Annotated in this window: 17 protein-coding genes and 1 pseudogene; 5 read left to right on the top strand and 13 right to left on the bottom strand. The window is 67.1% G+C overall.

All coding sequences use genetic code 11. The features are described 5' to 3' along the window. The 5 genes and pseudogenes from JQX11_RS32595 to JQX11_RS18655 all read right to left on the bottom strand — a co-directional run. Positions 1-511: pseudogene (locus tag JQX11_RS32595) on the bottom strand (hypothetical protein); the annotation flags it as partial. Between the two features lie 21 nt (positions 512-532). Further along, positions 533-1,990 (bottom strand): APC family permease, encoded by a 1,458-nt coding sequence (locus JQX11_RS18670; protein ID WP_204926223.1) that lies wholly within the window; start codon positions 1,988-1,990, stop codon positions 533-535. Further along, positions 1,987-2,313 (bottom strand): hypothetical protein, encoded by a 327-nt coding sequence (locus JQX11_RS18665; RefSeq protein ID WP_204926222.1) that lies wholly within the window; start codon positions 2,311-2,313, stop codon positions 1,987-1,989. Before JQX11_RS18665 ends, JQX11_RS18670 begins: the two co-directional genes overlap by 4 nt. 180 nt (positions 2,314-2,493) lie before the next feature. Beyond that, positions 2,494-3,183, bottom strand: a complete 690-nt coding sequence (locus tag JQX11_RS18660; RefSeq protein ID WP_307826239.1) for an N-acetyltransferase — start codon at positions 3,181-3,183, stop codon at positions 2,494-2,496. After that, positions 3,180-4,430, bottom strand: a complete 1,251-nt coding sequence (locus JQX11_RS18655) for an FAD-binding oxidoreductase (RefSeq protein WP_232378091.1) — start codon at positions 4,428-4,430, stop codon at positions 3,180-3,182. The genes JQX11_RS18660 and JQX11_RS18655 overlap by 4 nt, the downstream gene beginning before the upstream one ends. A gap of 244 nt (positions 4,431-4,674) precedes the next feature. Between JQX11_RS18655 and JQX11_RS18650 the strand changes: the two genes are divergently transcribed. Then, the gene (locus tag JQX11_RS18650) at positions 4,675-6,312 is read left to right on the top strand and encodes a helix-turn-helix domain-containing protein (RefSeq protein WP_204926221.1); all 1,638 of its coding nucleotides are present in this window, start codon (positions 4,675-4,677) and stop codon (positions 6,310-6,312) included. On the opposite strand, the gene JQX11_RS18645 is transcribed toward JQX11_RS18650, so the two are convergent. The 3 genes from JQX11_RS18645 to JQX11_RS18635 form a co-directional block, all read right to left on the bottom strand. After that, positions 6,309-6,860 (bottom strand): GNAT family N-acetyltransferase, encoded by a 552-nt coding sequence (locus JQX11_RS18645; protein ID WP_307826238.1) that lies wholly within the window; start codon positions 6,858-6,860, stop codon positions 6,309-6,311. The two genes, JQX11_RS18650 and JQX11_RS18645, sit on opposite strands and share 4 nt — an antisense overlap. Before the next feature lie 339 nt (positions 6,861-7,199). Next, positions 7,200-10,463: an NACHT domain-containing protein gene (locus JQX11_RS18640; protein ID WP_204926220.1), complete on the bottom strand. Its 3,264-nt coding sequence runs from the start codon at positions 10,461-10,463 to the stop codon at positions 7,200-7,202. 55 nt (positions 10,464-10,518) lie between these two features. Continuing rightward, positions 10,519-10,740 (bottom strand): hypothetical protein, encoded by a 222-nt coding sequence (locus JQX11_RS18635; protein WP_204926219.1) that lies wholly within the window; start codon positions 10,738-10,740, stop codon positions 10,519-10,521. A 616-nt stretch (positions 10,741-11,356) separates the two neighbouring features. Here JQX11_RS18635 and JQX11_RS18630 point away from each other — a divergent pair. Continuing rightward, on the top strand, positions 11,357-11,755 hold the full coding sequence (locus JQX11_RS18630) for a hypothetical protein (RefSeq protein ID WP_204926218.1): 399 nt from the start codon (positions 11,357-11,359) through the stop codon (positions 11,753-11,755). A 46-nt stretch (positions 11,756-11,801) separates the two neighbouring features. Here JQX11_RS18630 and JQX11_RS18625 read toward each other — a convergent pair whose 3' ends face one another. Then, entirely contained in the window at positions 11,802-12,197 is a 396-nt protein-coding gene (locus tag JQX11_RS18625; protein WP_204926217.1) for an Imm1 family immunity protein, read from the bottom strand. Positions 12,198-12,299: 102 nt separating this feature from the next. Beyond that, positions 12,300-12,713: an Imm1 family immunity protein gene (locus tag JQX11_RS18620; protein WP_204926216.1), complete on the bottom strand. Its 414-nt coding sequence runs from the start codon at positions 12,711-12,713 to the stop codon at positions 12,300-12,302. 425 nt (positions 12,714-13,138) lie between these two features. Between JQX11_RS18620 and JQX11_RS18615 the strand changes: the two genes are divergently transcribed. Beyond that, positions 13,139-14,389 carry a chymotrypsin family serine protease gene (locus JQX11_RS18615; RefSeq protein ID WP_307826237.1) on the top strand — a complete coding sequence of 417 codons (1,251 nt, stop codon included), beginning with the start codon at positions 13,139-13,141 and terminating at the stop codon, positions 14,387-14,389. A 114-nt stretch (positions 14,390-14,503) separates the two neighbouring features. Beyond that, positions 14,504-15,064: a hypothetical protein gene (locus JQX11_RS18610; RefSeq protein WP_204926214.1), complete on the top strand. Its 561-nt coding sequence runs from the start codon at positions 14,504-14,506 to the stop codon at positions 15,062-15,064. 231 nt (positions 15,065-15,295) lie between these two features. Here JQX11_RS18610 and JQX11_RS18605 read toward each other — a convergent pair whose 3' ends face one another. Next, positions 15,296-15,856: a hypothetical protein gene (locus tag JQX11_RS18605; protein ID WP_204926213.1), complete on the bottom strand. Its 561-nt coding sequence runs from the start codon at positions 15,854-15,856 to the stop codon at positions 15,296-15,298. A gap of 348 nt (positions 15,857-16,204) precedes the next feature. Here JQX11_RS18605 and JQX11_RS18600 point away from each other — a divergent pair, with 348 nt between their 5' ends. Beyond that, positions 16,205-16,747 (top strand): excalibur calcium-binding domain-containing protein, encoded by a 543-nt coding sequence (locus JQX11_RS18600; RefSeq protein WP_204926212.1) that lies wholly within the window; start codon positions 16,205-16,207, stop codon positions 16,745-16,747. Positions 16,748-17,115: 368 nt separating this feature from the next. Here JQX11_RS18600 and JQX11_RS33460 read toward each other — a convergent pair whose 3' ends face one another. After that, the gene (locus JQX11_RS33460) at positions 17,116-18,888 is read right to left on the bottom strand and encodes a S1 RNA-binding domain-containing protein (RefSeq protein WP_204926211.1); all 1,773 of its coding nucleotides are present in this window, start codon (positions 18,886-18,888) and stop codon (positions 17,116-17,118) included. Next, positions 18,885-19,439 carry an AAA domain-containing protein gene (locus JQX11_RS18590; RefSeq protein ID WP_204926210.1) on the bottom strand — a complete coding sequence of 185 codons (555 nt, stop codon included), beginning with the start codon at positions 19,437-19,439 and terminating at the stop codon, positions 18,885-18,887. Before JQX11_RS18590 ends, JQX11_RS33460 begins: the two co-directional genes overlap by 4 nt. Position 19,440: the final 1 nt, after the last annotated feature.

Raw genomic sequence — 19,440 nt, 5'->3', positions numbered from 1 at the left:
GCTGGGATTCCGGGGAGGCCAGCCACAGCCGGTAGGCGGTGTGCAGCTGGTAGCCGTGGGGTTGGGCGGGGGCGTCGGAGACGAAGAACAGCATCACCCCGTGTGGGCTGAGCGCGTCGCGGTGTCCGTAGCGTTGGTCGGCTTCGATCATGTGTCCGGTGTTCAGGCGTTTCGCCCGGTAGACGATCTGCTGCCGCAGGTCGGCCCACCAGCGGGCCTCGACCGACACCCCACCGTCGGGTTCCCCCGGCTGCGGGGAGGGTGACGGGGTGTGCTCGGGTGGGGCCGCGTGGACGGGGACGTCGCGGCGGTACGGTCGCTCGTCGGGCATCCGGTAGTCCGGCGGGGCCGGTTGGATCAGGCGGGGTGCCGGTGGGGGTTGGTGGTCTGCTGACCGGCGGGGGCCCGGTGGTGGCGTCGGCCGTGGTTCGGGTCGCCAGGCCGGGTCCAGCGGATCACTGCTGCTGCGGTAGCCCGGTGCCGCTGGCGTCTGGGCGGTGTAGGTCTTCATGATCGGGGTGTTCCTCGGGATTCAGATGGAGATGTGCAGGGCGTCGGGCACGGCATGCGTCTTCGGGGTGCCATGACCGATGCCCGCGTAGACATCAGGTCGAGTGCGGCGCAGGTGCGCGGCCCACATGCCGCCTGCGGTGGCGGTGGCGGCGAGGATCGCCGGGAGCAGCAGCGGATACGGCGACCCTGGTGCGGCTCCGAGTAGCGAGCCGACGTTGCCGACCATCGCCACCAGGACTACTGACCCGCCGAGCACCCCCAATGCTGGCGCGACCTTCCACTGCCAGATTCCGGCCCGTTGACCTCGTACGGCGGGTGGGGCGGTCAGCGCGGCGATCGAGGCGGCGAGGAGGAGGCAGAGCAGGCCGAGTGCGCCGAGGGTGGACAGCCAGGTGAACATGACCGCGACCGGGTCGACCCCGGCGACCGCGAACGCCCCCACGACCAGGGCCGCCACCGACGTCTGGGCGAGGGATCCGCCGCGTGGGGCGCTGACGCGGGTCGTGCTGTCGGTGCGGGCGAGACCGGTGGGCAGGACACCCTCACGGGCCATGGCGAACACGTACCGGGCGATGACGTTGTGGAACGCCAACATCGACGTGACGATCGCGAACACCAGCACCACCCCGGCAACACCCACCCACGCATGGCCTGCGGGTTCGAGGATCGTGAACGGTAGGCCGGAGGACGGGTCGGCGGCGCGGGAGGCGACGGTGTCAGGGCCGACGGCGACGCCCATCGCCCACGCGGCGGCGGCATACACGCCACCCAGGACGAGAACGGCGGTGATGGTGGCGCGGCCGATCGACCGGCGGTCGACGGCTTCCTCGACGAACGAGCCGGGGGCGTCGACGCCCATGAATGCGGCTACGCACAATGCCACCGCCCCACCGATCCCCCCGACCGCCAGGCCGGAGGCGTCGAACCCCTCCCACGACACGGCACCGTCGGCGGGCGCGCCGAGGCCGGCGGCGACGAACAGACCGACGATCAGCAGCGACACCGTGAGGACCCCGCCGAGGACCCAGGTCGACAGGGCGATCGCCCGTACTCCGAGCGCGCCGACGACGGCCCAGGCGATTCCGGCCCACACCCACCAGGTGCCGCCGAGCTGGGCGGCGAGGGTCGCCCCGAACAGGCCGTACAGGCTGGTCTGGATCGCCGTGTACGCGACCAGGGCGACCAGGCCGGCGGCGACACCCCAACCACGGCTGACACCGTGGGCGAGGATGCCGTAGTAGGCCGCCGGGTGACCGACCTGCCGGGCCAGCGCGGTGTAGCCGACCATCAGCAACGCCACCACTGCGGTGACCAGGAGGAAGGTCAGGGGTAGGGGGGTCACCCGGGTCGTGGCGTAGGTGGTGACCAGACCACCGGCGAGGACCACCATCGGCGCGGACGCCGCAGCACCGAAGATCGACAGGCCGGTCGGGGTCATCGTCCGGCGGGCGAGAGCCACCTGCTCGTGGATGCTCATCGCTGCCCCCGCTGCGGGGCGTCCGGGCACGACGGCCTGCGGCAGTCCCGTACCGGATGGGTGGTGACGTCGGCGGCGTGCACCGGCACCAGATACACCGCGGTGGGGCGTACCGGGCCGGTGCGCCAGTAGCTGCGGTCGCGGTCGAGCCGCCGCAACGCCACATCCGCACGCGGGGTGAACCCGAACAGGTCGTGCGTGCCGTCCGGCCACTCCCGGCGGAGCGCGTACCCCCACAGGTGCACCTGCGGTTCGGTGCCCGCGTCGTCCGCACTGGCGGGGGCGGTGGGGCGGGTGCGGGTGGGAGTCAGCCAGGGCGGCAACCACCACCCCGCCGCACGCCTACGCGGCGGAACCATAACCAACGGACGCTCGACAACCGTCAACATGAGACAAGCCCTTTCTTCGGAAAGTGGGTGCACGGGGGTGACTGGCGGGCCACACGGCCTCCGCCAGCTACTGATCAGGGGTGACGCCCAACCGGGCGCGGTCAGAAAGAACGGTCAGGGAGAACGCGGCGGTGCCGGGACGAGCCGGCCACGCAACGGGGTCACCCCACGCCGCAACCGGGCCCGTGGAGGAAGCCCGCCACACGACCGGCCGCTGCCGGGGCCGGGCCGCCACATCCGCCACAGCGCGGGGCCGTCCGGCTCCAGCAGGATCGGTGACCTCGGCTCGTACCCCAGCGCGGCCAGCAGGCTCTCCCTCGGACGACCACCCGACACCTCCGCATACGCCGGAAGACCCTCGGCGTCGAAAACCCGGTGGCGGGCGGCCAGCAACGCCCGCACGGTGTCGTCGCGCCCGGGACGCGCGGCGAGGTGCGCCAGGTACGCGTGGGGGACGTGCGGGACCACAGCGTCGAGGTAGGCGTGCCAGAGTGCGAGCCGGGACGCGTGCGGGCCGAGGGCCTGGTGCAGGTCGTACATCCACGCTGCCGCCGGCACGGGCACCTCCGGCCGTCGCAGCCACACCGCCACCGCCGACCGGTCCCCGGTCGTGTCGACCTGCCCGTGCTCCAGCCCCCATGACATCAGCAGCCGCGCATACCCGCGCAGCACCAGCGGACGGTCGGCGGCATCCGGCACCAGCCAGCCGCCCACCGCGCCGACCGACAACGCCTCCGCGACGAGCACCGACAGCGCGTCGAGGTCCGCAGCCGAGGCGCGACGTACCACCTCCGTGCGCGTCACGACGCCACCCCCGACCCACCGTCAGCGCCGCTGTCCTCGGACGTCTCGGCGACCGCGGTGTCGGTGTGACGTTGTCGCGACGCCCACGCATCCACGTCGAACCCCCGCTGGAACGTCACCGCCGCATGCAGGTCGTCAGGCTCGACACCGCCGATCGGCAGCCACGTCCGCGCTTCCCGAACGAACTCCGGCGGACCACACACCAACACCGCCTGCCCCGCCTCGTAGTGGTGCAGCACCGACCCCAGCAAGCTCCCCCGAGCAACCGGATCGACACCACCGTCGCCCGAGAGCACCACCACCACCGTCAACCACTCACCATGCTCCCGCTGCAACTCGTCCAACGCCGCCGCGTCATACAGACCCCCCAACCTGCGAACACCCACCACCAACGTCACCCGCCGCCCGCCCGGCGAGGCCGCAACCTGCTCCACCAACGCCCGCAACGGCGCAAGCCCCGTACCCGCAGCAACGAGCAACAGATCGGCGTCACCGGCCGCCGCCAACGACAAGCCCACCTCACACGGCGGCCCCAACCACAGCAGATCCCCCGCCGTCACCTGCCTCACCAGCACGGGCGAGACGACACCACCAGGAACGACACTGACGTGGAACTCCACCGTCCCGTCCGGACGCGGCGCGTTCGCCGGAGACAACCACCGCCACCGACCCGGCAACCGAGGCGAACACACCGGCACAGCGTCACCCGCCAGGTAGTGCAGCCGCCGCGCCGGACGCACCGTCACCACCGCGACGCACCCGGACGCCGACACCACCGACTCCACCACACCGAACGTCACCCGCGGGCCATCACCCAGCATCTCGGCGCACTGCTCGGCCAGACGCAACACCCGGAAACAACCCTGCTCCCACACCCGGACCAGCTCCGGCCCCCACGACTCCCCCGCGAACCGCCGCACCGTGTCGACCACGGCCGCCGCGATCACCGTCCCGTGATACGGATACAGGTCGAACCGCCGGTACAACCGGCCCAACACCACCAGACCAGCCCGATAAGCAGCAGGATCAGCACCGTGCGCGATCGCCTCCACCAACGTCGAGAAGAACACCGGCGCAAGCCGCTCCGGCAGAAACCGCACACTCCGATCCACCATGAACGACCAGAAGTACGCCGCCGCCCGCTCATGATCAGCGATAGCAGGGGTCAGCGACTGCTCAAGATCAGGCGCGGACATGAACCACTTCCTCCGGTGGATCGTCACGTCCACCCCTCTCGACACCGACATCGGACAACACCGTCCCGGGCACCTCAGGTCCACCCCCTTCGCAATCCATGGAAGGCGCGGAAACGCGGTCACCCGGCGACGGCATCCACGATCATTGACGCGGCCCCGACGCCGCCACCTGTGATCATTGGGAGGTTTCCTTCCCCGCAATTCCCCGTGTCGCGGGGAAGTTACATAGACGGCCCGAATTGCGTACGGTGGGGCGGCACCATCGATGGACACGGCTGACGGGGAAGGGCCGCACATGACCGACGGGAATCCCGAGAGCCTGCGGCAGCAACAAACGCGCCTCGCCGCCGAACTCCGGTCAGCGGGGAAAACATGGGTCGAGACCGCCGAGGTCTTCCGCGACAGGTTCCGCCTCAATCCCCGCGTCGCGCTGCGCGTCGTTCGCGGATGGAGCCAGGCGAAGGCCGCCGAGGAATGGAACCAGCGCTGGCCCAACGAACCCAAGTCGTTCAAGAGCTTCTCGTACTGGGAGATCTGGCCCGGCAAGGGCGGCTACTCCCCCTCCCAGGACAACCTGGCCCGCCTCGCCGAACTCTACGAATGCAGCGTCGCCGACCTCCTGGCCGACCTACCGAGCTTCCGCCACCTCGACTCCGCCACCGCATCGACCCCCGTCACGCCCGAGGGGGTGAAACCCGGCCTGCAAGGTGAAATCATGGTGCCGAGCGAGGCAGAGATCCTGCTTCGTGACCTGCTCGGTCGACGCCCCGGCGCCGACGCGGACACCCCGCCACAAGCGGAAACCGCCGGCCTGTATCGCCGACCCGAGGAGGTCAACTTCGCAGAGTTGGCGCAGGTCATCACCATGTGGATGCAACGAGTACCCCACCCCCAGACCCGACGCGATCTCCTCGGCAAACTCACCGCCGCACTCGCCATCGCCGCAACAGCACCACTGACCGACCTCGCAGGCTTCACCGACAGCGCCACCGCCGCACCCACGCTCACCGATCCCGCACGGTTCGAGCCGGCCACCCTCGCGCACTGCGAAGCCATGATCCCCAACCTGCGTAAGCAGGGCGACGTCCTCGGCGCTGCCGCCACCCTGCCCACCGCCCTGGCCTACCGGCGCATCGCCGAACAGCAGGCCAAAGCCGCCCCTAACGGCCCACACCGCGACCGCGCCATCGCCACCTACGCCGAACTCACCCAACTCGCCGGCTGGCTCTGCTTCAACACCGGCGACTACCACTCCGCCCAACGCCTCTACGACGACGCACGCGCCGCCGCCCACGACGCCCGCGCAGTCGAACTCGTCACCTACATCCTCTGCACCATGAGCCACCTCGCCACCTGGCAAGGCAAACCCCGCATCGGCATCGACCACGCCGCCGCCGCATCCGCCTGGGCCGACCAAACCGGCAGCCCCTACGCCCGCGCCTACGCCGCCGACGTAGCCGTCCGCGCCCTCACCGCCGACAACCAAAACCACCAATCCAAACAAGCCCTCGACCGCGAGTACGCCGCGCTGCAAGCAGCGCTAGCCGACCAGAGCCCCAGCCAGTCCTGGTGGTACTTCTACGACGAGTCCTTCTACTGGAGCACCAACGCTCAGAACGCACTCAAGTTCCAGGGATCTGAAGAGGTGCTTGCCGCGACCGAGCGAGCGCTCAACCTAAGCGATCAAGGAAACCTGCACAACCGCTCATTCCGGTTGCTGTACCGGGCGGAAGCGTTTGCACGTCAGAAGAACATCGGCCTGGCCTGCCAAACCATCGCCGATGTTCTAGAGCTGACCTCGGTGAACGGGACACTCCGCATCGAACAACGAGTGCAGCAGCTACGCAACGGACTGAACCCGTGGAAGCGAACGCGAGCGGTACGAGAACTTGACCAGGCGATCAGCGCCTACCGCGCACAGCCAGCCATCTAACGCAGAGGACGCACGAACTTGACGTATTCCCGGTAGTAAGCGCCTGGCCGCCCGGGAACGGTACCGACCCGCTGCCAGCCCCACCCCTCATAGAGCGCATGAGTGGCGGTCGCGGCAGGGTTGGCCGAAAGCGTGGCGCGTTCCTCGCGCCGTCCCCTCAGGAACGCATCGTGCAGGCCGCGCCCGATCCCCTGGCCCTGCCACGCCTTGCGTACCTCGATCTCGGCCAGGACCACCGTACGTTCGCCACCCCGCTCGTCGGTGAACCCCTCCTCCGGAGCCGGCTGAAGCCCCGCGAACCAGTCCCGGTCCTGCCGCAGGCTGTACCCGAAGACGAACCCCACCAGCCCATCCCCCACCCGCGCGGTCACCAATTCGTAGTTCCGCGCACCCAACGCCCCCGTGGCCCGCCCCCGGAACGCGTCGACCTTGACCGTCGCATCCTCGCCAGGCACCTGCCCGTACGCATCCGCGTAGACCTCACACAGCTCATCCATCAACCCGCCAGCAGCCTCCGCACCAAGGCGGGCATAAGTCACATCGCTCACACCCCCACCCTACGGACGCCCCCGCGCCCTACCCTTCCCCGTGCCACGGGGAATTACGCTGAGCAAGTACCGGCGACCTTCGTGGCCTAAAGCGCGCTAATGGGTTGCTCGGCAGGCGTCACCAAGGCGTCGGATCGAGCAGCAGTCCCCTTCACCAATGCGTAGCCCAGGCAGAGCCGCCCCAGACCGGGGCCCACACTGCGGCATGGGTGGCTGCCGAATTGATCAACCCTCCGGGGCTGCCCTCCTAGGCGAACAGCTTCCCCACGAGACTGAACCTTCGCTTACCTCAATGAGGTCCACACGCTCGCTACCGCTCGCCGAGAATACTCCTGACCTTCAGAAGCGCTTGACCCGCAGCCCGGGAGGAATTGCCACCCTGTCCAGTTTTATCTTTTTCGATAAATGCACGGTGACACATTTTCCATGCAGTGGCGTAAAGTCCATCCCGGGCGCGGGAGCGCCTACCCATAGATCTCTTAAGCGCGGCAACTTGCTGAGCGGCGCGAGGTCAAGGACGTGCTCAGTATTGCCAATGTAGAGTGACTGCAGCCGCGCCAGAACAGACAACGGCGTCAAGTCGGTCACCGATGCCCCCTCAATGTCAATATAGTTAAGTAGCGGGAATTGCATAAGCGGCTCAAGGCTCGACACCCATCGGCAATCCCAGAGGGTCAGCCGAGCGAGAATCGACTGGTTGAGGCTGCCCACGAGACGCTGAAGACCACCAACCGGCTCCACAGAGCCCGTTAGGGCCAACGATGACAGCTTGGTCAGCGTGGCAAGGAAGTCCGAATCCCAAGAAGCTGGAGACGAGAGAAACAGGTCTGTCAACGCCAGGCAATTTGCGAGTAATTCGCCGGGGACCATTATGCCGGGTATGCAGAGGTCGGTCAGCCCGAGTTCGGCCAGGATGGTCAGTTTTTGACCGGTTGCAAGGTCGGCAAGGTAAAGTCGAGTAAGGTTGGGCAGACTTTTGAAGACGTCCAGATCCAGTTGTTTGCCGCCCATGCCAAGCCGAATCACCTCCAGTTCGGCGTGCCTCGCGAGGTGGTCGAAGCTTCCTGTAAACCCTGAGGGCAGATATAGCTCCGCCAGATGGGGCACATCATCCAGCAGGCTAAGGTCGGCTTTTTGGTTGATCCAGAATCGAGTCCTGGTAAGGCGCCGAAGCCGATGAAGCGCTGGAAGCAGGGTTGCACTTCGGATCATTGCATCACCGTTTACCAGAGACGCGTCGGCGAGAACTTGTTCGGCGTAGTCGCATGGGTCGAAGTACTCCCAGACATCGATTAGTTGCTGCTGAACGCGAGGACGGGGGTCAGTGCAGTACCGATTGAGGACAGCCAGCGCACCGGGTCCATTGACTAGGGCAGCCGCCTGGATAACAGCTCTAGCCTGAGCGTCGCTCAGGGAGCTTAGGTCGGCGGGTAGCTCGGAGAGCAGCGGTTCTCCGACTGCAGCCAGAGAACGAGCTTCGCCGACGGACCGAGGCAGCATCCCGCGTATATACGACCGGATCTCCGCAAGGGTCTCCGGCGCGACCGCGGGGGCGGTCTCCAAGCACGCTGCGGCGAGCAGCCGCAGCCTTCGGGCCTTCTTCGGATGCTCGGCGGCAAGGGTGAGTAGACCGGCCAAGAGTTGGGTGCGAACGGGTGCATTGGCGTGGCCGGCGACCAGGATGATGGTCTCGCGCCAGGTGTCGAGGTGGGCATGCTCAAGGAGGGCCCCGGTATGCCCCTGGTCTGCGGCCTCTCGTGCGGCCAGATACTCCTGAAAGGTTCGGTGGACAAAGTCGATGCGGTCGGGGACCGGTTCGCAGAGGACGCCGCTGCGTTGGATCATGTGGTTGAGGACTGCGGTCGCCGGCGCCGTGATGTGCCGGATCCCCGCCAGCCGATACGCAAACCGCTGTTCAGCTTCGTCACGGGTTAGTTCGATGCGGCTGTTCTGGGTCATCCACCAGGCGACTTCTTGCAAGAGTTGGGCCTGGTCGCGGCTGGTGAGGTCGGGCAGTTCGCTGGCAACTCCACGTTGGGAGTCGCGGCGGTGTAGCAGCATGTCGATGGCGGCCTGGTAGATGTCCATCCGGTTGCGGGGCAGGTTGCTGTCGCGGTCAAGGTTGAGTGCGCACAGCATCGCGCACAGCAGGGGACTGCCAGCCAGGTTCTGCAGGTGAGCACTGCCGTCGAGTTGGGCCAGCAACCGTCGCTCATAGCCGGGAAGCTGTTGTGGTTGACAAGGCAGGTCCCCGGCCCTGCGGACAGCCTCGTGCCAGTGCCGGATGAGGGCCTTGACGTCGGGTGGTCCCATACGTTCCAGGAAGACCGAGGTGAACCCCTCGTCGTTGAGCCAGCGGGCGGATGCGGCGGCCGGCCGGGAAGTGACGACGACTCGCAGGTCGGGATAGGTGGTGAGCAAACCGCGTAGCCAGTCCCGGACCGCTCGGCGTTGGGCTTCGGGCACCTCGTCGACACCGTCGATACACAGGATGGCTCCCGCATCGAGTTGACGATGGACCCACCCGGCGGGCATGAGTCCGGCGACGACGGCGGCGATCAGGTCGAGGAAGCGCTCCGGGGCCGGCAGTGGCTGGGTGACATGATCGCGCAGCCGGATCAGGAACGGAGTCCGCCCGTTCCAACTATCGAGTTCACCGGTGAACCCATGCCGAGCAGCGGTGACCGCGATCCACTGCATCAGGGTGGTCTTGCCGGAACCGGCATCACCGCGCAGCAAGACCCGGGCAGCGTCGCCGAGAGCCTGCTCAGCACGGACCGATGCGCTTTCCGCGCCCCCGTCAGCGCGGAGCTGACCGGGGCTCCAGCGGAACCCTCCTCGACGAGAGCCGCGAATGCTGGAGCCGGTGACCGTGAGACTGATGTAAGCGATGCTCAGCGGGGTTCGCAGGCGGTAGCGGTGCACGTCGACACCGAACAGCTCCAGATAATCCAGTACGGCAAGCAGGTGCGCCAGGTACCGGCTCCGAAACTGGAGGTCATGACTCGTGCCGGTCGGGGCGTCGAGGCTGGTCACCGGCAGCCGGGCCAGGACTTCGGCGAGGCCATCGGCAACTACGGTCAGGCGTTCCAGAACCTGGACGGTGGCACGTGCCTGGAACGGACCGAGCTGCACGACCAGTTGGGTCAGGCAGATGCAGCACTCGTCGAGGAGCCTCCCGTACAGATGGGCCGCAGCCTCGCTCAGCCCGGCCCGGTCGGGCACATCGGGTAGTTGCCGGCGAAGCCGGGTAGCCAGCAGGGCAGGATCGACATCGTCGGCGAACACCGCAGCGTCGGACAGGTCAGCGGCCCGCAAGGTGTCGGTGACCGCGTCCAAAGTGGCCAGAATATCGTTGTCCGGTAGCGCCTTTTCACCCCGTCGGACCAGCAACTGGAGTCGTTCGTAGACGGTGTCGGTGATGTCCTCCAACCGCCGGCCTGCCCGGCGTACGCCCAGGTCGTCGGCGATCCCCGCGCCGATCAGCTCGATCAGCGGCGTCTCGCGTTCGCGCTTGTCACGACGGCGTCCCAACCACCGCCGCACCGCTGGTGACACCACCGCGCCTGCCGTCCGCAGCAGCGCTGTCTCCACCACACCCACGCCGTTCCTCCCTTCGCCACCCCGCCCGTCTTCAACCCACCTATGTACTGGCAGCTCATGGGTCGTCGCCGAAACCGGTATCGCTCAGCACGTACCCCTTCCCCCCAGCAAGCGACGGGATGGTGCGGTGCCCCTGGATGTTGATCGGTGTGAACGGCAGTACGGACTGCAGGTGCGGCATTCCCAGCTGCGGATGCTGGGGGGCGGTGCCGACCTGTAGGTAAGGCCGGTGCGAGTGTGCGGCCTGCTGCGGTCGGGTGGGGTCGTCCGGATGCATCCGAACAGGTTACGAACGCGGACCGCCGTCCCGCTGTCCGAATCATGACGGTCCGGCCGTCACGGCTGTCGGTTCCGCCGGGTCGGTGGATCGTGCCAGCACAATCCACCGATCCAGACCTCATGCATCGACGATGAAGTATTGGTCGCAGCGACCGAAGTGGGTGCCAGGGAACTTCCCCGATGACCGGCGCCCTTGAACCGCTTGACCTTCACTTGCTGAGGCCGAACCGGTGCAGTCAGTCCAGGATGGAGTATCGAGCCATCTCGAGGACGTCTGGAAGCTGCGCCGGTGAACGGGAGTTGGCTGAGGTCGCGCAGGGCTTAGCAAATGCCGGCGTGGCTGATGCGCTGGCTGGTCGCTCATCGTACGGAGCGGTACGCGAACCTCGCCCCCCACTTCGACGGCTCGAAGGATCTACCGGCGGACAGGATGGCGGCAGGTGGCCAAGTCCTCGCTGCCCGGTTTCCCTCCATGGACCTGCTGGTCAGGCCGCTGCCGCTAGCCGGCGGAGTATGATGCGGCATCAGTTCGGCTCTAACGGGTCCACAACCCGGCACGGGCGAGAGGCGATCCACGACGCTTCTGGTCTATCCAGGCACCCTATAGTGGCGTGGTGGAGGAGCATCGGGGCAGATTCATGCATAATGCGTCGGCGAGTCATCCGATGGACAGCCCTGGCGTGGCCACCTATGAGGCTGCACGACTAACCGCCGGGGCTACTCGCTATGCCGCACGCATCGGAGCCATCGCCGCCGTAACGGCAGCTCTGATCACCGGGATGTTCGCGGTTTGCATTGTGGTTCTGCAGGGCCACTTCAGCTTGGAGGAAGCCAAGGTGGGTCGAGCGATCGTCGCCTCACCGTTGCCCGAGATCAGGCGGAAGCTCCTCCATCCGTCGGACAATACGGCTGAGCTGAATGGAATGCCGTCCATGGATGTCGACGATCTCCTCGATGTGTTCGAGCGTGGCCTGAATGAACTCGTACGGTGCAATGAGTGCTTCCGTGCATAAAAAGCAGGAAGGTCAAAAACCACACAATTTAGGGGTTTGCAGGTAGCTACTCCTTGTGTAGCCAGTGCACACCGCTTGGACGCAGCCCGGTAGCAACGTACTCGACGACCGCAGTCCGGACTGCGGCTGGCGTCATCCGCGTCAGGACAGCAGGAACGCTCACCAGGCCGGTGTCTGGCGACTCATACACAGTGATGGGTACGTCGGGTTGAATCTCGGCGGCGTAGCTGCCGTCAGGCAGCCAATGCACCGCCGCCCGGTCCGCATTGATATCGATGTCGATGCGGAGGGCGGGCTGGTCGTGGGTGCCGACGGTGAGGGTCTGTCCGCAGCCCCCGTGCGGCATGATCGTCTCGATCTGCTCATCGAAGCGACGCCCCGCGTCCTCGGCGTCGGCCAGCTCGAAGGCATGGCCGTGGTAGTCGCGCAGCAGCAGCGTCAACGGGTGATCCTCTCTCCGGTGCCGGTACAGACACCGTGCCACCACGTGCCTCCGCCATCGCGGACTGCCCCAGGTGAGAAAGTGACCATTACGCGCGGGCGATCACTCGGCGGCAGCCAGGCGGGGTGGTTCGCCGCCGGTCCTGAGGAAGGCGACAGCCAGTTGGATAGCCGTCTCCGGCCGATGTTGCAGGTGCTCGGCCGGGTATTCCGTGGGTACTCCGCCGAAGTCGAATCGGAGCCCTGCGGCCGGGGTTTCTGCGGTGGGGTCGGTGAGGTAGCTGCCGTCGTCGGCGATGTGTACCGCGAAGGCGTGGGTGGGGTGACCGAGGCCGATCTGCATGCCGGGTGGCAGGTCGTCGGGGTCGTCGGCGGTGTCGCTGAAGATGGTCAGCACGACGGGTTCGCCGGCCTGTTGGATCTCGCGCAGGAGCGCCTCCAGGGCGGCGGGGTCGCTGAGTTCGACCTCGTGGTTGTCGCGCTGGTTGCCCCGGTCGTAGGTCCAGGTCACCTTCATGCGATCGCCTTTTCGTTTCCGGTGTAGGTGCGCCAGTGGCGGACCTGCCCGTCATCGTCGCGTACGTACACCGCCAGTTGGTGCCGGCTGGCAGTAGCCGGGAGAGGATCTTGTCGCAGCCGTCCTGGCGGCCAGAGCTAACGCCCTGGCCTCGATGCTCCCAAACGGACTCCCGGTGGCCGCTACGGCGCAGCCTCACGTCCCTGGCCGGCCCGATCCAGGCAGCGCCCGATTCGTTACGTTTCGTCTATAGAAGATTATGATCAAGGTAGTATGAGACGCGGGACATCGTCTCAGTCACCGGATCGATACTCTGCGCTGACACTATCGACGCTCAGAGGACCAGAATGCCGACTGTCAGCTCCTTCCGTCTGTCCGTGCCACGTCGGGCTCCGCTAGCGGCAGCAATCGCGGCCCTTGTCGTAGTGCCGGCTCTGCTGGCCGGACCCATGGTGGCCAGCGCCGCGCCTACCAACCCCAGTACGACCAGCGACGATCCACAGTCCACGGACAACCTCGACCCCGCGCTTCTGGCGGAGATGCGGCGACAGAACGGACTTCAACCCGCGCTCACCGCGATCTGGGACGCCCAGATGCAGAACCCGAATTCTGGATTCGCTGGCGTGGCGTACGAGGGCGACGGCCTGACCCTGTACTGGAAAGGGGCGCTGACGCCCGGCATGTCGGCCGCACTCGACACTGGTCGAACCTTCGGTCCAGTCACGGTCAAGGCTGCGGCCAACTCCGAGGCAGAGCTGCATGCTGCGGGCAACAAGATCCACTCCGCCATCGACCGGCACAGCGGCAGTGACATCCAGTCGATCAGCTACGCCCCCGACGGCAGCGGTCTTAAGATCTCGCGTGGCCCGGAGGCAACTCGTGGCGAACCAGCCCGCATGATCCGGTCCGACAACTCGGACCAGGCATCCGTCGAGCAGATCCTCGCGGAGGCCCAGGTGGACGTACCTGTACAGGTGACCGACGCAACCGAGCCGCTCGACCTTCTCTCCAGCCGGCTCGATGACAATTCACCGTGGAACGGAGGCGGTCGCTGGGAATCCTGGCGAGGGCTCGACCACCGAATGAACTGCACGACCGGCTTCGGCGTACATTCCGGCGGACGCAGCTACGTCCTTAGCGCTGGACACTGCGCTACTCCGCCGGACGACGCGTACCAGGGCAAGTACGGCGCGGCCTTCGACGAGATGGGCCCGGTGTACGACGACGACTGGCGCTCCGACCTCCTGTTGATCAACGCACCCGGTTGGTACCTGATCTTCGACGGCTCGGCCACCACGTCAACGACCAAGGCGGTCCGCAGTTGGGGGTACTGGGCTGCCAACGAGCTGGTATGCCAGTCCGGCATGACGAGCGGCACGGTCTGCGGCATCAAGCAGCAGAGTTCGACCGACATCCGAGTCAGCTGCAACACGCCCGACTCCGACGGTGACTGCGACTACACCATCTACGGCCTGATCAAGAGCACGCAGACGAGCGGATCTACCGCAGCACGCGGCGGAGACAGCGGTGGTCCCGTCTTCACGCTCGACGGTACCGGCGTGCGGGCGAAGGGCATCGTGTCCGGAGGCGGTGGCACGACCTTGTACTTCCAGGACTGGGCGGACGTCATCCGGGTGTATGGGGCCTACCCCAACACCAACTCGTCGACTTCCTGAAGCTTGCCCTTGGCAGACCGGGGCACAGGGCGGCCCCGGTCTGCTGCTCCCCGGATTTAGACCAGGATCACCTATGATGTCAGCGGTGTAGCTATCGGTGAAGGGTGGTCGTCGGTGGCACCGATGGTCGGCAATGCAGGGCTTGCGCGCACTTGGCGACGCGCCATGGCAGGCATAGGAATCTTGACCGCAGGTGGCCTCGGCGCGGCCTTCGTGCTGCTTCCGAGTAGCGAGGAACCGGTACGGGCGCAGGTCCAGGCAGCGTCCGTCGACAACACCGAGGCTGGTCCGGCGCGCTGCCCTGATGCCTGGGATGCGAACTCCTCGCCGTCTGGAGGCAAAGCTGATCTCGTACCGACGGGGGCTACCGAGGCGTTTCTCTGCACCTACCGGTACGACAGCGACACCCCGCTACGGCTAGACGCCAGCAGGAAGGCCACGCAGCGGGTCGATGACCTGTCCGCGTATCTGAACGGTCTGCCGACCGATCAGCCGCAGGATGAGATGTGCCTGCTCGGCCAGACTGTCGAGCACGCAATCGTGTTCGGCTACCCCCAGCAGCGGGCCGTGTCGGTACGCCTCGTTGACTGCGGCTGGAAGCGGGAAGGCGCGAGCCGGTACGGCGGGGACCTACGGAAGGTTACCGCGTACTGGGGCGTGAGCTGGAACGAGTAACATCCGCGCTGCTCAACTCGGAAGACCATCGAGGCTAGAGCCAGTGCCCTGGCCTCGATACTCCCTGACGGACTCCCGGTGGCCGCTACGGCGTAGCCTCATGCCCCGGCTGGCCGCCCGGCGACCGTCGGGCGACAGCGCGACGGATCACTTCTACCGTCGACGGTTCAGGCGTTGCTGCAGGGTTTTGGAGATGGTCGTGAAGCGGCAGCTGCCCGTTTCCGCACGCCGTCACTTCACGTTCAAGTCGACGATGACTCCCTGGTCGGCGCAGGCCGACTGCAACCCCGACAGGTGCGTTCCCAGCGGACCCATGAATGCCAGTCCTGCCATCCCGCTGTCGTCGTCCAGCCCCTGCATCTGCCACGCCACGTCCACGATCGCCGTTCCGTGCTCGCGTAGCTTCTCGTACCGCGAGTCCTCGAAGATCGCCCGTGCCTTCCGGTACTCGGCCTCGGTCATCTTCTTGTCGACGGTGGTGTCACCGCCCGTGGTCTTGGGGCTGCCGTCCATCTTCTTCCCAGCGGCCATCGCCTTGCACGCGGCCACCCCCGAGTCCTCGCGGATGAACTGGTCGTACACGGCGTAACCGCCGAAGCCGAGGACGACGAACACGGCCAGGGCGACGGTCGCGGCAAGGAGGATCGGATTCCCCGTCTTCCCCGCCGACACGGGGGCCCAGCCGGTGGTGGTCCCGGCGTCCGGGTAGTCGTGCTGCGGCCCGTGGGGGCTGACCCACTGCTGCTGCGGGCTGGTGTCCTGCGGGCTGCCGGGGTACTGCGGCATGGTCACGATCACTCCTTGGTCGGATACCCGGTTGATGCTGGCCGGTCGTAAGGGCGCGATGGGAGCGACGTCGGCTTGGTGACAGAGAGTGTGGCCAACTGAGGGACCCGGCTCCACTGGTCGGGCCAGGCATTCACCAACCCGCACCCGAAGGCCGAGCCGAAAAGCCACGCCATCCCGCCAATTTTCTGCGGCCCGATGCCGCAAGCGCAAAGATCGCCAAGCTTTCGGGACGGGCCCATAGGTGGTACGGCAAATCCCGCTGCCGCCGCCGAACCCGCAGTCGCCTACTCGACAGACGCCCGCCTGAAAGGACCATCCCGCGGCCTGGCTCACCGCCAGCACACTCGGCCGATGACGAAAGCACTCACCACCAAACAAACCATCGGCATCACTCTCGCCGGACTATTCGGCGTGTGCTGCTGCGGCAGCGGCCTTGCCGGCGCATTCGGCGACAACAATGAGACGAAGCCCGCATCGGCACCGACGGCGTCCGCAACGGTAGAGGCGCGGAAACTCGGCGATGCACTCGCCACCGTCACCCCCACCCCCGACGACACGCCAACCCCCACTCCGAGCCCCACCCCGAAGAAGACCAGCAAGCCGAAACCTGCCCTGTACTACAAGAACTGTGACGCGGTCAGGGCAGCCGGTGACGCCCCGTTGTTCGAGGGCGAGCCCGGCTACCGGCCCGGGTTGGACCGCGACGGCGACGGGGAAGCATGCGAGCCGGGCGGCGGCAACGGCGACCTGGGCGGTTACGACGACACCAACGGCGACGTGTACTACGCCAACTGCACGGCGGTACGCGCGGCGGGCGCGGCCCCGATCCGGCGCGGCGACCCCGGGTACTCACGGAAACTGGACCGCGACGGCGACGGGATCGCCTGCGAGTAGCCGCAGTCGCCTGGGCCTTCGCCAGCTCAGAACCTGTCAGCGACGGCGATAACAGTCCATCTCGCCTTCGGGGCCAGTCCACCCGCAGGGCGAAGTGGGCCACCGTCATCACCCCCACGCACGCCTGCCGGCGCCGCCCGCTCTCCCCCTTCGGACTCGACCGGAGGAGTTCACGACCCCCGCAAGGTAACCGCGACGCGGAAAGAGGCCGGTATGACGAGCGGCGTTTCAGGTAGCCTGGGGAGCTGATTCAGCCCACTACTGACTACCAGGCTGCGCCGTTGCCGGTGGGCTTCCGTGTAAGCCGGACGGCAGCCCGCAGCTGGGCAGGGCTGCATCAACGTGCCTTCGAGGACGAGGCTGGCGGCTCAGGTCCCGGGCCGGCTCGGTTCTGAGCCGGCGGAGGTCGCCGCCTTCAACGACAGGGATACCCGCTCGCGCGCGATATCGACGTTGAGGATCTGCACGGTGACCGTCTCACCTACATTGACGACCTCGGACGGGTGCTCGACCCGGTGGTCTGCCATCTGCGAGATGTGGATCAAGCCGTCGATCTCGCCCAGGGTGACGAAGGCGCCGAAGGGCGTCAGGCTCTTCACTGGTCCTTCAACGGTCTGGCCTGCTGCGAGCTTGCTGAGTGCTGCCCGGCGTCGTTCTGCCTTCGATGGAGCCGTCGGCCGACCGGCCTTCCGTTCGATGCCGCTGCTCGGTGTGAGGTGTTGGTTCGTCTGGGTGGTGTCAGAGCCGGGCCCGGTCTCGGCACGGTATTTGCTGGGAAGGGTGCCGACAACTTCGACCGCTTGGGCGCATGCCTCGGTCAGGTAGGTGTCGTAGGCGCAGTCGGTGAGTGCACGGTCCTGGACGAGTTCGCCGTCGTCTGGGCGGTAGATGCGTGACGGCTCGCCGCGGAATGACAGCCAGTTGAAGTTGGTGGTGATGTAGTAGCTGTCGCTGATGAGCATTTTCGCCGAGCTGGTAGCGACCCGTACGACGGCGAGGCGGTTGGCGCGGAGGGCGGCGGCGTGCAGGGCGTCGAGGGCTTCCTGATCGGTTCCGCCGTTGCCGCCGGGGCCCCACACGATCGTCACGTCGACGGTGCGGGCCAGCTTCTCCAGGACATGGATCCACCGGCTGGACGCGACGGCCGTGCGGATCTGTGGGCTGCTGATGAGCAGCCGGCGCTGCGAGGTGGTGAGTGCGTCGTCGAGCCAGGCCGGGTGTTCGTACACGCCCAGCCAGCGGATCACCGCCCGGTTCAACGCGGCTCTCGCACCGCCGCCGTCCGGACTGTCGCCGGCCGATTGAAGGGCGAGGACCTCTGCTCTATTCAGCCGCTCGCCGGGGTCAGTGACGGGTGCGTGCGGGTGTTCGACCGGTGCGGCCGACAGCCGCAGGCGTTCGACGGCGCCGATGCTCTCCAGCGCGGCGGTGTGCGGTTCGCTCCACTTGCCGTCAACGTCGACGCCAAGGCGTATCTGGCGGGTCTCGTCGTCGGTGAAGACGAGCAGGATGGCGTCGTGGTAGAAGTTGCGGTTCTCGGTGACGCCGCTGATCCCGAGCAGGCGTGCCCCGTCGCGGCTGCGCGGGTCCAGGGTGCTGGTGAGCGCGACGATGCTGAGGTCGATGGCGCGGACCGGCAAACTGCTCGCCGGTGGCAGCAGGAGGCGCCCGGGATCGGCTTTCGCCTGGTTGGAGCGGCGCAGAGAGTTACGTCGCCAGTCGGTCACGGTGCCGGCAAGACGGTCGTAGACGACCGGGATCGTGGTGGGCATCGGGCGGCGTAGCTGGGCGTCGCGGGCGGCTTCCTGCCCGGCGGGCAACAGCTGCAGGCGCCGCAGACCTCCGTCAGCGGGTGGCTGATAGGTGATGTACTCGGCGAGGAGGAGCCCGGCGACGGCGCGGCCGGTGTCGCCGTCGTTGAGGCCGAGGAACAGTTGCAGGTCTTCGACGGTGTCGATGCCGCCGAGCAAGGCGCGCAGGGTGTACTTCTGGCTGGCTTCAAGGTCTTCGGACTGCTCGACCAGAACGTCGACGGTCAGCACGGAGGCGGGGATGGCGCACGGCTCCGCAGCGAGCAGGGTGTGTCCCGGCAGGGCGTGGGCGTGGCGGCGTGCGGCGTCGGCGAAGATGTCGCGGCTCACAGGTACTGCACCCTTCCGCCGGTGGTCGTGATGTGGGTGAGTACCCGGTTGAGGGGGCCTTGTTTGCTGCTGCAGAACTCGGAGTCGCCAACGATCCAGAGCAACTCCCGGGCGCGGGACAGGGCGACGTTTACGCGGCCCTGATATTGGTCCGCGAGGAAGCCGAGTTCGCCGGTGACGTTGCTTCGCGTGACAGAGAAGATGACCACGTCGGCTTCGCGTCCTTGCACCGCGTCCACGGTCTTGACCTGCACGGCGACGTGCCGCAGGGTGAGGCGCCGGAGCGCGCGTTCGATCTCGGTGCATTGCCGGCGGTATCCGGTGAGAATCAGCACTTCCAGCTTGCCGCCGTCGGTGCGAACGTACTTGCCGGCTTGGACGTGGGTGTTGAGACGTGCGACTAGGTCGGCGACCTTCGCCGCCTCAAGCTTGTTCGATGTGCTCGCGCTGCCAGCGTGGCGGGCGTCCTCGCGGCGGTTGGTGCGTCGGCTGGTGGAGAACCAGACCAGCCGCTCGCTGTCGTCAACAGAGTCGGGCGCCAGGACGGGCACG

The sequence above is a fragment of the Micromonospora humida genome, from assembly GCF_016901255.1.
Classification (GTDB): domain Bacteria; phylum Actinomycetota; class Actinomycetes; order Mycobacteriales; family Micromonosporaceae; genus Micromonospora; species Micromonospora wenchangensis.
This window is presented reverse-complemented; position numbering and strand designations above follow the sequence as displayed.